The 15,175-nt window shown below is 63.5% G+C and carries 10 protein-coding genes; 1 reads left to right on the plus strand and 9 read right to left on the minus strand.

All coding sequences use genetic code 11. The features are described from left to right. Window positions 1-17 precede the first annotated feature (17 nt). The 6 genes from ACB032_RS17295 to arcB form a co-directional block, all read right to left on the minus strand. Window positions 18-1,994, minus strand: a complete 1,977-nt coding sequence (locus ACB032_RS17295) for a methyl-accepting chemotaxis protein (RefSeq protein ID WP_371138411.1) — start codon at window positions 1,992-1,994, stop codon at window positions 18-20. Between the two features lie 38 nt (window positions 1,995-2,032). Then, on the minus strand, window positions 2,033-3,244 hold the full coding sequence (locus ACB032_RS17300) for an EAL domain-containing protein (protein ID WP_029301722.1): 1,212 nt from the start codon (window positions 3,242-3,244) through the stop codon (window positions 2,033-2,035). Further along, a complete protein-coding gene (locus ACB032_RS17305; protein WP_371138412.1) occupies window positions 3,225-7,502 on the minus strand; it encodes an ATP-binding protein in 4,278 nt (1,425 codons plus the stop codon). Before ACB032_RS17305 ends, ACB032_RS17300 begins: the two co-directional genes overlap by 20 nt. A 149-nt stretch (window positions 7,503-7,651) precedes the next feature. Further along, complete coding sequence (locus tag ACB032_RS17310; protein WP_219281731.1) at window positions 7,652-7,855, minus strand: hypothetical protein; 204 nt, start codon at window positions 7,853-7,855, stop codon at window positions 7,652-7,654. 327 nt (window positions 7,856-8,182) lie between these two features. Then, window positions 8,183-9,538: a dGTPase gene (gene dgt / locus ACB032_RS17315; protein WP_371138413.1), complete on the minus strand. Its 1,356-nt coding sequence runs from the start codon at window positions 9,536-9,538 to the stop codon at window positions 8,183-8,185. A gap of 28 nt (window positions 9,539-9,566) precedes the next feature. After that, a complete protein-coding gene (arcB, locus tag ACB032_RS17320; RefSeq protein WP_371138414.1) occupies window positions 9,567-11,879 on the minus strand; it encodes an aerobic respiration two-component sensor histidine kinase ArcB in 2,313 nt (770 codons plus the stop codon). A 207-nt stretch (window positions 11,880-12,086) separates the two neighbouring features. Between arcB and ACB032_RS17325 the strand changes: the two genes are divergently transcribed. Continuing rightward, the gene (locus tag ACB032_RS17325) at window positions 12,087-13,085 is read left to right on the plus strand and encodes a DUF2860 family protein (RefSeq protein WP_024944318.1); all 999 of its coding nucleotides are present in this window, start codon (window positions 12,087-12,089) and stop codon (window positions 13,083-13,085) included. A 70-nt stretch (window positions 13,086-13,155) separates the two neighbouring features. Here the strand turns inward: ACB032_RS17325 and ACB032_RS17330 are convergent, their stop codons facing one another. From ACB032_RS17330 to ACB032_RS17340, 3 genes are all read right to left on the minus strand, one after another. Continuing rightward, window positions 13,156-13,854 (minus strand): DUF3334 family protein, encoded by a 699-nt coding sequence (locus ACB032_RS17330; RefSeq protein WP_016349593.1) that lies wholly within the window; start codon window positions 13,852-13,854, stop codon window positions 13,156-13,158. Between the two features lie 98 nt (window positions 13,855-13,952). Then, on the minus strand, window positions 13,953-14,390 hold the full coding sequence (locus ACB032_RS17335; RefSeq protein ID WP_011704842.1) for an HIT domain-containing protein: 438 nt from the start codon (window positions 14,388-14,390) through the stop codon (window positions 13,953-13,955). 72 nt (window positions 14,391-14,462) lie between these two features. Next, window positions 14,463-15,104: a DUF2057 domain-containing protein gene (locus tag ACB032_RS17340; RefSeq protein WP_371138415.1), complete on the minus strand. Its 642-nt coding sequence runs from the start codon at window positions 15,102-15,104 to the stop codon at window positions 14,463-14,465. Window positions 15,105-15,175 lie beyond the last annotated feature (71 nt).

A 15,175-nucleotide genomic window follows, 5' to 3' on the forward strand; every position in this document is an offset into this window, starting at 1 on the left:
CATACGCCTTGTCCGCCTCAGGCATCCAGTTCGAAGCGGCAGATCACCGCCGTCAAGCGACCGGTATCCTGCGCCAGCCGGGCCACTATCTCCTCCCCCTGCTGGCTGCGCTGGCTCGACTGCCGGCTCAGGCCGGCGATCTCCTCCACCGTTCCCGCCACCTCCTGAGCCACCCGTGACTGCTGCTCGGTCGCGGTGGCGATGGCCCCCAGCTGGCCCGACAGATCCTGCACCAGCTGCAGCATGGCATTCAGGGTACCGGTCACCGAGTCGACGGCGCCGCGCCCCTCCTCCACCAAGCGGGTACCGCTGCCGACCGTGTTGACGGTCTGGCGGGTCTGCTGCTGGATGCTGGCGATGGTCTGGCTGATCTCCTCGGTGGACTGGCTGGTGCGGCTCGCCAGCAGCCGCACCTCGTCGGCCACCACGGCAAACCCGCGCCCCTGCTCGCCGGCTCGCGCCGCCTCGATGGCGGCATTGAGCGCCAGCAGATTGGTCTGCTCGGCGATGGTGGCGATCACCTCGGTGACGCGTCCCACCTGCTCGCTCTGGCTGCTGAGCTGGCCCATCGCCTCGTTCGCCTCGGCAATCATGGCGGCAATCTGCTGCATGGTGGCGGTCATGCGGGCCAGCTCGTGGCCGCCCTGGCGAGTCTGCTGCTCCGCCTGCTGAGCGGCCCGCGCCGCTTCGGCAATATTGCCCGCCACATCCCGGGTACTGACCGACATCTGCTCGATGGCCGCCGCCACCGTATCGACCCGCTGATTCTGGCTCGCCAGATCGGTGACGATGGCGCGGGTGGTGCTGCCCACCTCGCCGCAGGCCCCGTCCACCTGCCCCACCGCCCCCTGGATCTCCCCCACCAGCTGGCGCAGCTGGCCGGACATCTGGTTGATGGAGCCCGTCAGCCCGCCCAGCTCATCCTGGCTCTGCACCGGCAGAGGGCGGGCCGGCAGCCGGCCGTTGGCCACCAGATCGGCCCGCAGCACCAGGCTGGCGATGTCCCGGGTCAGGCGGCGACTGAACAACAGCGCCACCAGGGTGCCCAGCACGATCACGGTCAGGGTGGCCAGCAGCAGGGTACGATTGATGGTCTGACCGGCGCTGGTCATCTTCTGGCCCATGCTTTCCACCTCGGCGCGGGTCTGGGTCACCTGGCCGGCCAGCTGGGTCGCCAGCTGACCGAGAGCCGGTTCAATCTCGGTCGCCATCAGATGGTTGGCCTGATCCCAGTCGGGTGCCTGCCGCTTGCTGATCACCTGCCCTACCAGCTCGGCGAAGGGGGCCGACATCTCCTCGAACAGCGACCAGATCCCCTTCTGCGCCTCGGTAAAGTTGGCCTCCTGTTGCTTCAGCTCGGCCACCCGCTGCTGGTGGAACTGGTAATAATCCTGGTATTTGGTGCGATAGTCCGGATCCCCGGAGATGAGGAAGTCGCGCAGGGCGGAGAGCGCATTGGAGAGACCGTTGTAGGCATCCCCCACCTGCTTGAGCAGCAGACGGCGATCGCCGGGCAGCTGATCCTGCGGGGTGGCCACCTCTTCGTTGGCAAAGGACTGCAGCTGATCGAGGGCCGACTCCGCCAGCGGCCCCGCCTCCTGCAGCATCAGGGTATGGGCGGGCAGGTTCTCGTCGGTATGGGCGATGTCCCACACCTTCTGCTGGCTGGTCTTAAAGGCCTTGAGCGAGCGGGCCAGCTCGGTGGTGAACTGCTGATGCTCGATCACCTGCCAGGCTCCCTCCCACTCCTGTTTGAGGCGGGCGGCCTGCGCCGGATCCTTGCCCAGGATGAGATAGGCCCGCAGGGAGGAGATGGTCGCCACCAGCGCTTTCTGGCTGGCTTCATCCCGTTGCAGGGCGGGCAGAGCCTGCTCCAGCAGGGCGTTGCCGGCCTGTCCGATGCGACCGAGCTGGTGGTAGACGAGGCTGGAAGAGAGGATCACCAGCAGATTGATAAAACAGAAGCTGAGCAGCAACTTGCTTGAAATTTTCATGAACATCCTTGTTTCGTTGTGGGCATCCTGCCCGACATTCACTCCCCGAGCAGCGCCGGTAGCCGTTCACGCCAGGAGTCATGCCATCCCATCAACTCCTCACGCGGCATGGGCCGGGCCGAGAAGAAGCCCTGGCACACGTCGCACCCCAGCCGCGCCAGCAGCCGCCAGGTGAGTTCATCCTCCACCCCTTCGGCGACGGACTTGAGCCCCAGTTTGCGGGCCAGCTCGATGCTTGACTCTATTATGGCCAAGCGGGAGGGGTCCTCAAAGCAGCGATCGACGAAAGAGCGATCCAGCTTGAGCTCGGTGAAGGGCAGCAGGGCCAGCTGCTGCATGGAGGAGTAGCCGGTACCGAAATCGTCGATGGAGAGGCCGAAGCCGTGCATGCGCAGGCGGGTCAGCACCTCCAGCGACTTGCCCAGATCCTTCACGAACGAGCTCTCGGTCACCTCCAGGGTGATGAGCTCGGGGTTGATGCTCCAGCGCTGGCACTGGTTGATCAGTGTATTGCACAGATCCCCCTCGATGAGGGAGGTGGTGGAGAGGTTCATCGACAGGTTGAGGGAGAGCCCGGTCTGCTCCCACAGATGGCCATCGCGCAGCGACTTGCTGATGATCACCTCGGTCAGCTGATCGATGAGACCGTTGTGTTCCGCCAGCGGAATGAAGCGGGCCGGCGAGATGAGGCCGTACTCCGGGTGCTGCCAGCGCGCCAGCGCCTCCATGCCGACCCACTGGCCGGAGCCGAAGCTCACCTTGGGCTGATACCAGGGCAGCAGCTGATCCTGCTCCAGCGCCAGGCTCAGCTCATCCAGGGTCAGGCGGTGGCCGTCCTCCTCCTGGGCTCGCTCCTGCTGCGGGCGCCAGGCGCCGATGAGCTGGCTGATCTGCTGCTGGCTAGAGGGCTTCTCGATGCGCCCCAGCACCTGCAGACCATAGGCGGCACTCATGCGCAGCACGGCCTCGACCACGTCATCCTCCAGCGCGCTGGAGAGGATGATGCCACCGCGAAAACCGCCCAGCGAGAGGCGACGCAGCAGCGCCATGCCGTCCATGCCCGGCATGCGCAGATCGCAAAACAGGATGTCGACCTGATGACGCTGACACATGGCCAGTGCCTCCACCCCGTCCTGCGCCTCCAGCAGGGAGCCGTAACCGAGCCCGCGGATCTGGTGCATCAACGCCTTGCGCTGGAACGCGTGGTCTTCCACCACCATGATCACCAACTCATGCTGTGTCTTGTTCATCGAGCCATAATCCAATTTCGCATGTAATAGAGTTCATCAGCGCCAGTACCGTCTGACTCAACTCGGTAAGTTCGTCCAGCTGCTTTAGGCGGGCCGCCGCTTCGAGCCGGGCCGCCTCCTCCGCCAGAGCCTGCTGCCCCACCATGCGGGCAGCCCCCTTGATGCGGTGTGCCGTCTCCACCAGGGCATAGGTGTCCTGCCTGGCCAGTGCCTGCATCATGTCATCGCCGTCCTGGCGATTGGAATCCAGATACTCCCGCGCCATGCTGCGCGCCACCGCCTCATCGCCAAACAGCGAGATCCAGCACTCCCCCTGCTCGCTGGCCGACGGAGCGGGCTGGTCCGGCTCCTGGGTCTGAGGGCTCACCGGCAACCAGCGCATCAGCATCTGATGCAGCGTCTCCAGGGTATAGGGTTTGAACAGCATGTCGTTCATGCCGGCTTCCTGCATCTGCAGGCTGGCCTCTTCGGATGTATCGGCGGTCACCCCGATGACGGGAGCCAACTCCCCCTGTGCCCGCAGGGCCCGGGTCAGACTGTAGCCATCCATCACCGGCATGTGGCAGTCGGTCAGCAGCAGGGCGAATGCCTGCCCCTGCCAGGTGCGCAGGGCCTTGTCACCGTCGTCCACCACCTCGGCATCCACCCCGAGGATCGCCAGCTGGCGAGCCAGCAGCGCACGGTTGATGGGGTGATCGTCGGCCACCAGCACCCGTCCCTGCAATTTGGGGGCATTGGCTTCGACCGGGCTGATCGCCGCCTCTCCCAGCAGCTGGTGACAGGTCTCCAGCAGCAGATCGGGATAGAGCGGAGACTGCCCCAGCCGCCACCAGGCACCCGACCCCATGCGGCCGCGCAGGGCCTCCTGCGGGGAGAGCACTATGCCCTTGAGGGCCGAGCGCTGCAAATGTGTCAGCCACTCGCAGCCAAGGGCCTGCTCGAGCCAGCTCTCCTCTGCTAATAACAAACCACTCACCGGCTGCTGCCACTGCTGTGGATCCAGACGATGCAGCCTGGCTCCCAGCCGCTGCATCGCGCTCTGCAGGGCCGCATCCTCGCCAAACAGCCACCAATCGTGGCCTGCCAGCGGCGGGGCATCCCACTGACACGCCGCCAGCGGGAAGTCGAAGGTGAGCCGGGTACCGTGCCCCGGCTTGCTCTCGAGCACCAGCGTGCCCCCCATTTTCTGGGCCAGCTGGTGGCAGATGGCAAGGCCGAGCCCGGTACCACCGAAGCGTCGGGTTATGTCGGATTCCACCTGCTCGAACGGGGTGAACAGGCGATCCTGCTTGTCTTCGGCAATGCCGATGCCGGTGTCGCTGACCGCGATGGCGAGCCGCTCCTTTTCAAAGCTGACCTGGATACGGATCTCGCCCCGCTCGGTAAACTTGACCGCATTGTTGAGCAGATTGGAGAGCACCTGCCCCACCCGCACCGCATCGATGCGGGCCTGATCCGGCACCTCCGGCGCCCACTCCAGCGTCACCTTGAGCCCCTTGCCATGGGCCAGAGTCGCGTGACCGCGGATCACGTCGCAGATGACGGAGGCGAGGCGGCAATCCTGATAGTGCAACTGCAACTGACCCGCCTCTATCTTGGAGAAATCGAGCACGTCGTTGACCAGATAGAGCAGGTTGTTGGTGGAGGTCACCACGTTGCGCAGCAAATAGCGCTGGTCGTCGTTCAGTTCGCTCATCTGCAGCAGCTCCAGCATGCCGTGCATGCCGGAGATGGGGGTCCTCAGCTCGTGGCTCATGGTGGCCAGGAAACGGCTGCGCACCTGCATCGCCTGCTCGGCATAGGCGCGCGCCTCCCTCAGGTCGTGCTCCTGGTGCTTGAGGGCCGTGATATCCTGGATCACCCCGTTGAGGATCAGGTGCCCCTCCTCCTGCGGCACGAAACTGCCGCGCACCTGCAGATAGCGGGCCCCCTCCGGCCGCTCCACCCGCACTTCCAGATCGAGCGGGGCCAGGGTTTCGGCATGATTGGCCACCTTGCTGACGAAATCCTGCAGTGCCTCCTCGGTAAAGCCGAACACCTCGCCGCCCGACTCGGCCGACAATATCTCCTGCCGGCTGGCGCCCAGGATCTCGCTCGCCCCCTGCGAGGCATAGAGGAAACGCCCCTTGCCAGGGCCGAGCCAGAGGTACTGATAGACGATGCCCGGCATGCTGTCGGTGATCTGGGTGAGCCGGGTCTCCGCCTTGCGGGCCCGCGCCTCGGCCTCCTTGATGCGGGTCACGTCGGTCAGCACCGTCAGCACCCCCAGCATGTCGCCCTTTGGCGAGCGATAGGGACGCTTGGTGTAGATGACGTGGAACATGGCGCCATCCTGACGGCGGCTGTTGCCCGCCCCTTCCAGCTGTTCGCCGCTCTGCCATACCCCCAACTCTTCGCGCAGCACCCGCTCCCGCTCTCTGGCCGGCATGCGGTCCAGATCGTCGCCATCATCCTGGGTCAGCTCACCGATGAAGGCATCCCGATAGGCCTGGTTGCAGAGGGTAATGCGCTGCTCGCGATCCCGCAGCACCACCATGTTGGGCAGGGAGTTGAGCAGGGTCTGCACGAAAGTCAGCTGCTCGTTCAATTTATGCTCAGCCAGCTTGCGCTGCACTATCTGGCGGCGCAGGGTCCGGTTCCAGCCCATGAACAGCAGCACGCAGAGCAGGAAAGCGCCCACGCCGACCGCGGACCAGAGCGCCACAGTGGCAGGGTTGATGCCGGTCTGGATGGTCAGAGCCAGCCACTTGTGCTCCAGCTTGGTCATCTCCTCCGGGCGGATGGAGAGCAGCACCTTGGTGAGGATCTGCTGCAGCATGGGGTCCTGCTGGTGCACCGCCATGGCGACCGGCACCCGCAGCTCGTTGCCGGAGAACACCACCTGATAGCGGTTGTTGAACCCCTTTTGCAGCGCCTGCTCCAGGGTGGTCATGCTCATCAGCACGTAGTCGACCTGATGCCCGTCCAGCAGCGGCAACAGCTTGGTATCGCTGCTCACCGTCACCGGGTGGGCTCCCACCTCGTTGAGCACCAGCTCCTCCACCGAGCCGCCGACAATCCCCACCCGTCGCCCCTTGAGCTCGTTGAGGTTGTCCAGCTCCTCGCTCCCCTGTCTGGCGGCGATCACCCGGTGGATGAAGGCGTAGTCGGGAGTAAACAGGGAGTATTGACGCCGCTCCGCAGTCGGGGTGATGGCCGGGATGAAGTCCAGCTTGCGCGCCTGAAACAGCGCCTGGGTCTCGGCCCAGCTGCTGGTGGGCACCAGGGTAAACTGCAGGCCGGAGCGCAGGCTCACCAGCTTGAGCATGTCGGCGATGAACCCCTTGAGCTGACCATTACCATCGATCTCGCTCACCGCCGGCCAGTCCGGCGCCACCCCGAAGCGCAGGGCCGGATGGCGGGTCAGCCAGTCGAGCTCGCTCTGGTTGAACACGATCTGGCGGGGACCGTTGGCCAGCTCATAGTCAACTATTCCGCCGGTCTCCAGAATGCGGCGCCGCTCATCCAGCGGAATGTCGTTGAGGGCCAGCTCCAGCAGACCGAGCAGTCCCTGGTTGTCAGGCCCTACCGCCATGGCCAGCGAGGTGTCCGTCACCCATTCCGGGGTGATCACCTTGAGTCCGGCCTGCTGCTGCAGGCGCTGCAGGCGAACCAGAGAGGGCAGATCGGAGAGATAGGCATCCGCCAGCCCCTTCTTCACCATGAAAACCGCTTCGTCACTGCTGTCCGCCTCGGTGAGCTGGGTCATGCCAAGCTCCGCCAGCTCCTCGCAGGAACTGAAGCCATGTTCACACACCCAGCGCAGCTGGCGCGCCGTCGCCAGAGTCGGCTCCCCTTCCTCTCGCGCCAGCAGCACGCCGCGCGGCAGGGTCATCAGATCCGAGGTAAAGCGCATCTTCTGCTGACGCGACTGGCTCGGTGTCACCCCGATCAGCATGTCCACCTCGCCATCGAGCAAAGCCTGCTGGGCGCCGGCATAGTAGGGGTAAGTCTTGTAGCGCACGGTCAGCCCCAGCCGGCCGGCAATCAGGGTGGCAAAATCGTCGAGCGGGCCGCTGAAGCCACCCCGGCTATTGGCATAGATGTAGGGGGGCCAGGCCACCGACGGCATGCCGACCACCAGGTCGCTGCGCGAGGCGAGCCAGAGCCGCTCCGCCAGCCCCAGCTGATCCTTGTCCAGGGAGGTTTCTGCCGCAGCCACCAGGCTCCAGCAGGTAAACCAGCACAACAAAATGGCGCGATAACAGAGGCGCAGCATGGGTAACTCCTGAACGGCTTGGAGAGCGATCATAGGGATTTTGGCAAAATGTGCGAATAGAAATTCGTAACAGAACTCGTCCGGATACGAAAAACGGCAGGCTCACGCCTGCCGTTTTCTAGCAAGAAGGGGGCCAAGACCCCCTCTTGTCAGGTTATTCGGTTCCCGAGTCGGAAGCCGGTTTGATATTCCCGCTCACGGATGTGGGCGATCTGCACATTTTGCCCTTCCAGACCGATGTCCTTGAGCAGAGCAGGCGACAGATGCAGGTAGCTGACACGACGCTCCAGCCGGGTAATCCGTTTCTGGACCAGGGTTTCGACGGTGCGCAGCAGGTTCAGTTCGATAGACATAATATTCTCCAGTTGAACGTGCGGTTCCCCCGGAGAGAAGAGATCACCCTGCGGGACAACCGCGGGTGATGAAAAAGCAGGTGTTACCTGTTTCCTCCACGCGGCAGAAAAAGAGCACGAGTCTTCGCGCTGCTGATGCAGCGGTCGAACGCAACGTTTAGCATTGAATGTTGCATATCCGTCTCCTTACCGAGTGAAAGTTGAACAAGTTGCCACAGTCTAAAAAAAGACCGAATTTTATACAAGAACCTCACCCCCATATGGGGAGGTGAGTCATCTATCAATACTCATCCGGCACAGGCACAGGCAAACCCATGCCGCTCCGGCTCAGATCCCGGACAACAGCCGGAACTCCTCCAGCGCATAGGTATCCGTCATACCGCTCACGTAGTCGAGCAGCAGCCGCACCCGGAAGTACCACTCCTGCTCCGCCCCGTCGCTGAAGCGCGGATCCCGGCTGGCCACCGCCAGCCGGTATGCCTTGAGATGACGGGCCGACAGCCGATGAAACAGCCGACGGGCGAAGAACAGCTCGCTGCCCCCCTGCCCGGCCAGCAGCCGCTCGAACTGTGCGGCCGGCAGCGCCAGCAGGCAGGCATAGGTGGAGAGCACACCGCGCAGGGCGGCATAACCCTCCAGCTCCAGCGCCTCTACCTCGGGCCGCATGAACACCAGATCGCGAGCGACCTGCTTGAGGGTATCGAGCACCCGCGCCGCCGGTGCCTGACCGTGCAGCAGGGCCTGGGGATAGGCGCCGCTCAGGATCTGCGGGTGTTCGCTCACATAGGTGTGAGCGGCCAGCTCCACCAGATCCCGGGTCAGCTGCTGGCGAAAGTGGGGGAAGAAGCCCCTGCCCGAGGCGGTCGCCTCCGCCAGCAAGCCAGCCATGTAGACACCGTCATCGGCCAGTCGCAGCGCCTGTTGCAGCTCGCTCAGGCTGAGGATGCGCCGGTCCACCGCATCTTCGAGGTCGGCGATGCAGTAGGAGATATCGTCGGCCGCCTCCATGATGTAGACCAGTGGATGACGGCAACCGGGGGCCAACCCCAGGCTCTGGCCGAGGGCACGGTAGAGGGGTTGTTCGCTGAAGAAGATGCCGCGCTTGCTGGCCCAGCCGTGATGTTGACCGCCATGCAGGGGTTGCTGCGGGTATTTGCACAGTGCCGCCAGCTGCCCCAGGGTCAGGTTCAGCTCGTGCAGGCTGTGCACCAGCCGCAGACTCTGGGCATTGCCGTCAAACACCAGCAGATCCTGGCGCAGCATTGCCCACTGCGAACTGGGTGCGCTGCCAAGGGCCTCGGCAAACAACCCATCCAGCGCCTGCGCCAGCCATTGACTCATCACCTGCTCGCCAAAGTGGCCAAACGGCGGGTTGCCGACGTCGTGCAACAGGCAGGACATCTCCACCAGATTGATGAAGGCCCCCTCGCACACCGACCCCGCCGGCAGGGCCGCCAGAACGCGGCGGCTGATCTGGCGGCCGGTCTCCTGCACCTCCAGCGAATGGGTGAGACGGCTGCGCACCGATGCCTTCACGTCGAGCGGAAAGACCTGGGTCTTCTGCTGCAACCGACGCACCGGCGCCGCCTGCACGATGCGGCCGCGGTCCTGTTCGGTCGCCTCCAGCAGATCTTCGTCACCCCAGCGATGGATGCGCTCGGGAGTAATCAAACGGCTATACATGTTGCGGCTCCTTGCCTGCGGCTCGCATCTACGAGAGCAGCCAGCGCTTCAAGCGGGCGATGTCACCCGGACATTCGCGGCGCAGCGACTCGATCCAGTCTTCCACGTTCTCCCACCAGGCGGGGTGATCCGGGCTCTGGATAAGCTGGGCCAGCTGCTGCAGCCGGCGCAGACCGATGGAACCTGCGGCCCCTTTTATCTTGTGCGCCTCCTCCACCACGCCGGCCTGATCCCTAGCAATCATGTTGGAGTCGAGCACCGCCATGTAGTCGGGCATCATCTTCTCGAACAGCTCGACGCTGGAGATCAGCACCTGCTTGCCCACTGTATCGGCATAATCGGTGAGGAAAGGCAAGTCCAGCAGCGTATCCTGACTGTCCGCATCCGCCTGTGCGTCCGCCTCATCTTCGGCCAGATCGGCAAACAGGTGGCCAATCACCTCCCGTACCGCCTTCGAACCGAGCGGCTTGTTGATCACATCCTGCATGCCGTGATCCCGGTAGTACTGGCGATCGCCGGTGGCGTTGGCGGTGAGTGCCACCATGGGCGGCAGGCTGTCGCCGTAGCGGGCGAGCAGTTGCTCCGCCACATCGAAGCCGGTCATGTCCGGCAGCTGGATATCCAGCAGGATCAGATCAAAATCGTCGGGATTGGCCATGGCCAGCGCCTGGGCGCCGTCCCGCGCCACCTTGACCTCATGACCCAGCTTGTTGAGCAGGGCGCAGGCCACGGTCACGTTGAGCTCGACGTCCTCCACCAGCAGGATATCGAGGCAGGGCATCTCGGGCTCGGCCGCGGGCGTCTGGGCGGCGACGCAGTCCACCTCCAGCTCGGCGGTGAAGCAGGCGCCCTCGCCCGGATCACTGTCCACGTAGAGCTGGCCGCCCATCGCCTGCACCAGCTGGCGGGAGACCGCCAACCCGATGCCGGTGCCGGTGGCGTGCTTCTTGCCCTGCACCTGATAGTACATGGCGAAGATCTTCTCCTGCTGGGCACGGGGAATGCCGACCCCGGTGTCTTCCACCTCGAAGTGCAGCGCCAGCTTGCCCGGCGTGTCGGCCGGGTGGGTGAGGCAGCGCACCGTCACCCCCCCCTCGTCGGTGAACTTGACCGCATTGCCCACCAGATTCCATAACACCTGGCGCAACCGGGTCCCGTCCGCCATCACGAACTGCGGCACGTCGCCATCCCGGTCGAAATGCAGATAGAGTCCCTTCTGCTCCGCCTGGATGCGCGACAGCGTCTCCAGCTCGTCGAGGAAGGCAGGCAGATCGATGGGGGTCGGGGCGATTTCCAGCCGGCGCCGGTCCAGCTTGTCGAGATCGATGATGTCATTGAAGATGTTGCCGAGCGTCACCGCGCTCAGGTGAATGGTCTTGAGCTGCTGGTGCTGCTTGGGATCGAGCGGCGTATCCATCAGCATCCGGCTCAAGCCGACGATGCCGTTGAGCGGGGTGCGCAGCTCATGGCTGATGGTGGAGATGAAGGTGGTCTTGTCGCGGCTCGCCTTCTCCAGTTTGTCCTGATACTGCTTGCGCTCGGTGATGTCGCGACCAAAACCGAGCAGGCCGAGCCGCTTGCCGAAGCGATCGAAGAAAGGCACCTTGCGCAGCTCGAAGTAGGCCTTGCGACCGTCTGGGTACTCCAGCCACTGCTCATAGGTGAGCGGCTCGTTCTGGGCAAAGACCTGCTTGTCGGTCTCCACCACCTTGCTGGCGATGTCGTGCTTGTAGACATCGAACGGGGTCAAGCCGATGAGCTCCGCCTCCACCTTGCCGGTCAGCTCCTCCATGGCGCGATTGCAGCCGGAGAACTGCTCGTCTTCGTTGCGGTAGTAAACCAAGTCCGGCGAACAGTCGATAAAGGAGCGCAACAGGGCGGTGCGCTCCCCCAGGTGCAGCTGGGCCTTCTCTCGCTGGAACACCTCGTTCTCCAGATCCTCGATGGCCTGCTGACGCAGGGTCTCGGCCCGGTTGGTCTCGGCGATCTGGGCGTTGAGGCGGCTGATGTTCTCCTGCAGCTGGCTGTTGAGCTCGAGATCCCGCTCACGCATGTCCTGCAGCTTGCGCACCATGCGGGTCAGTCGCTGGCGGGAGTCCTCCAGCTGATCCACCACGATGGAGAGAAAATAGACGGCCCAGGGAGTGACCAGCAGGCCGAAGAAGACCGAGCGCACCAGGTCGACGATGTCCACGGTGCCGCGCAGGAACAGGGTGACCCCCATCTGGATCGAAACGGCCAGCACTATGATGCCGGTGGCCAGGAACATGCTGAAGCGCACCAGTCCCAGCTTGGTCATCAGGTCGACGTAATATTGCGCCCAGGATTTGATTTGTTTCATCTTATTGTTTTCTCCCCGATATTCGCCGAACAGAATACCAGCACGGCGCGCCGAACTCTTGTGCCGTCGCACGATAAATTATCGGTTAACCTCCTCCTTCCGCTGGGGTAGCATGCCGGAGTCAATTCGGTCAGCCCGGGTTAAGCCTTGCTGGCTATAATGTTCGCCCGTTCAATTCAACCAACTGATATTTCAGGAGTCTCATCGATGCGTAATCTCACCCTGCTGAGTCTTGGCCTGCTGGCAGCCAATGCCGCCCACGCCGATCTGGGCGAGATCCCCAAGCAGTCCGGCTGGTCCGGCTTCCTGCTGGGCGGGGTCAACGCCGTCAGCTACAAGTCCAACTTCTATGCCGGCGATGACAACCACAGTCGCATCAATGACCTCGGTTCACCCGACAGCGAGAGCGGCCTGACGCCGCTGCTCAACGCAGATATCCGCTACACCTTTGCCGATACCCGTACCCAGATCTTCCTCGGCAACCTGATCCAGGACGCGGTGCGCTTCGACTTCACCCAGCAGCTCGGCCTGCGCCAGGAGATGGGTGACAAGGGCATAGTCGCCACCTCGCTGGTGTTCAACGTCATGCCGGTCGAGCTGTGGAGCGATCCCTTCGCCACCGGGGTGGATCGCAGCTCCACCGATGTGAAATCAAAAGGGGCGCGTTTTGCCTGGGACAAGATCTGGGGCAGCAACTTCTACGGCAACCTGACCACCCGGGAGGTGGACATGGATGAGGAGCGCAGCGGCCAGCAGTATGACCAGAGCCACGGCACCCACTACGCCGACATGCTGGATCGCAACGGCAAGATGCACGACATGGAGCTCTCCTACCAGTGGCACTTTGGCGGCAACCAGCTGCTGGAGCCGGCCATCGTCTACAAGCAGGCCCGCCTTGACGGCAGTGCCGAGAGTTTCAAGAACACCGGGCTGAAGCTGACCTATGCCAAGCGCGGCCCCCAGTGGTCCTTCGTCAGCAACCTCTATACCGGCAAGCGCAAGTATGACGAGGCGAACCCCATCTTCGGCCAGCGTGCCGATGCCGACGAATTCGCCATCAACGGCACCTTCTTCTGGCACAACCTGTTTGGCGTCAACGCCCTCGCCGCCACCTTCACCGCCGCCTATGCCAGCGCCGACTCGGACATCAACTTCTACGACAGCCAGTCCACCCGCTTCAGCACGGGTCTGCTCTACAACTTCTAAACCTGACCCGCATCAACAAACGAGGCCACCCCATGGGTGGCCTCGTCATTTGCAACTTCCTGTGCAGTCATCAGATCCCGAGCGAGTCGAGCAGATCGTCGTGATCGTTGGCCACCGGGGCGGCGGCCGGAGCCGGCTGGGCAGCCTCGCGCTTGGTTTGGGCGATCAGGGCATCCGGATCCAGCTCCTCCTGATCCATGCCGTCATTGTGGATGCGGATGAACTCGGTCTTGTCCATCGCCAGCTCCAGATAGAAGATGTTGTTGCGGGCGGTGAAGAAGGTGACCCGGCGCGACTCCGGGCTGTCGAGGTTGGTATCGACGCTCAGCATCACCTGCTTGTTGAGGGCCAGCATCTTCGGCTGGTTCTGGGTGATGTGGGTCTGCAGATCCCGGCCGACCTTGACGGTGAAGCTGCCGACGATCTGGTTCATCAGCTCGCCCATGACGTTGCTCACCTCGTCCGAGGTGTGGGAGATGGCGAGATCTTCCTTGGAGAGCCCCATGCTGAGCATGTAGCTCTCGTACAGCTCCATGGCGGCGGAGGCGGAGAAGTTGATCACCACCAGGCCGGAGAAGCCGCCGTCAAACAACACGAAGCAGCCGATATCCGGCTTGAGGCAGGTCTTGCTGATCCGCTGCACCATGCCGGAGAAACGCACCTGACTCTGGGTTGCCGCACTCAATACATCCGTGACCGAATGGCACAGGCTCAGCAGCACGTCCTCTGTGGTCAATACGGTATCGTTGTCGGCTCTTGTCACTATCATGGGACCTTCCTGAACATCGAAAATGGGCTTATCTATACCATAACTCTAACAGATAGCGCGGCTTGGGCTTCGAAATAGCGAGCCGCCTCTCAGTTGATTCAATTGTCAGTGCCAAGCGGGCTGAATCCGGCCAGATTGGCCAGCTTGAGACGCCAGCTGGCCGCCTCTGCCAGCAATGCAGCTTCCTCATAGGGCACGGAGGGATGAGCCCCCCAGATAGGACCGGGCCAGGCCTTGTCGGTACTGAAACGGGCGACATGATGCAGATGCAGCTGGGGTACCAGATTGCCGAGCGCCGCCACGTTGATCTTGTCCGGCCGCAGCGCCTGCTCCATCAGGGTGGCGACCGCGCAGGACTCCTCCATCAGCTGCTGTTGCTGCGCCGGTGCCAGGTGGTGAATTTCCCGCAGATTGGCCACTCTCGGCACCAGGATGAGCCAGGGATACTGGCTGTCCTTGGCCAGCAGGACGCGGCAAAGGGGCAGATCGCCGAGCAGGCGGGTATCTGCCTGCAGGCGGCTGTGCAGTTCAAACATTAAGACCTCGTTGACGTAAGGTGGGCGCGATGCACGATGAGAGCACCCACGTTACTGCAACGGGCCGCAAACTTAAAGTCGCGGCACAGCCCAGCTGACAAAGCGCTTGCGAAGCGCAGGGTCGGCCTTGAGGAAGAGTTGCTGCAGCTGCCCCTCCAGCGCGCTGGCCGCCACCGGTTCAACCGCAGCGGCGGTTGCGGTGACAGGCACGACCGTGCTCAATGCCGCCTTGCCACCGCTCTGGTTGTATTCGGCGAGTTTGGCCCGCCAGTCCATGCCAATCAGCATGCCGCTGGTAACCAGCGCATCCTGCTGGCTGGCAATGCTCTGGCCACCAACCTGCAGACCCATGACGGGAGACTCGGCATACTGCGCCATGCCCCGCTCATCGCTCGGCAAGTTGGCGACCAGCCGCACCTGCTGCTGACTGGCTTGATAACGCAGCACCTGCGGCGCGGAGCGCAACTGGCGGTCATTCTCGCTGCTGCTGCGACTCGGGATCACCCCTTCATAACGCACCAGCAACTGCTGCTCCCCATCCGGCAGAGTGGCATGCAGCTCGTCGTGCAGCGTGCCCGCACTCACCGCCAGGATCTGGAAATCCGCCGGCACCGTCACTTCGACGGCCGCCCACGCCGCACTGCCCAGTACCATCTTCATGCCCAGCGCTGCCCACAGCAGCGATACCCCACGCCCGTACCGATAACTCTTCATGTTCGCTCATCTTCCTGTTCGCGTTGATGGGCGCAGGCTAGCAGCCGAAGATGACAGAAAAATAACGGCGG

It is taken from the genome of Aeromonas sp. S5(2024) (assembly GCF_041403025.1).
GTDB classification, from domain to species: domain Bacteria; phylum Pseudomonadota; class Gammaproteobacteria; order Enterobacterales; family Aeromonadaceae; genus Aeromonas; species Aeromonas hydrophila.

Coding starts and splice junctions, on each gene's coding strand:
- ACB032_RS17295 (WP_371138411.1), bottom strand. CDS start 1,994: ATGAAAATTTCAAGCAAGTTGCTGCTCAGCTTCTGTTTTATCAATCTG.
- ACB032_RS17300 (WP_029301722.1), bottom strand. CDS start 3,244: ATGAACAAGACACAGCATGAGTTGGTGATCATGGTGGTGGAAGACCAC.
- ACB032_RS17305 (WP_371138412.1), bottom strand. CDS start 7,502: ATGCTGCGCCTCTGTTATCGCGCCATTTTGTTGTGCTGGTTTACCTGC.
- ACB032_RS17310 (WP_219281731.1), bottom strand. CDS start 7,855: ATGTCTATCGAACTGAACCTGCTGCGCACCGTCGAAACCCTGGTCCAG.
- dgt (WP_371138413.1), bottom strand. CDS start 9,538: ATGTATAGCCGTTTGATTACTCCCGAGCGCATCCATCGCTGGGGTGAC.
- arcB (WP_371138414.1), bottom strand. CDS start 11,879: ATGAAACAAATCAAATCCTGGGCGCAATATTACGTCGACCTGATGACC.
- ACB032_RS17325 (WP_024944318.1), top strand. CDS start 12,087: ATGCGTAATCTCACCCTGCTGAGTCTTGGCCTGCTGGCAGCCAATGCC.
- ACB032_RS17330 (WP_016349593.1), bottom strand. CDS start 13,854: ATGATAGTGACAAGAGCCGACAACGATACCGTATTGACCACAGAGGAC.
- ACB032_RS17335 (WP_011704842.1), bottom strand. CDS start 14,390: ATGTTTGAACTGCACAGCCGCCTGCAGGCAGATACCCGCCTGCTCGGC.
- ACB032_RS17340 (WP_371138415.1), bottom strand. CDS start 15,104: ATGAAGAGTTATCGGTACGGGCGTGGGGTATCGCTGCTGTGGGCAGCG.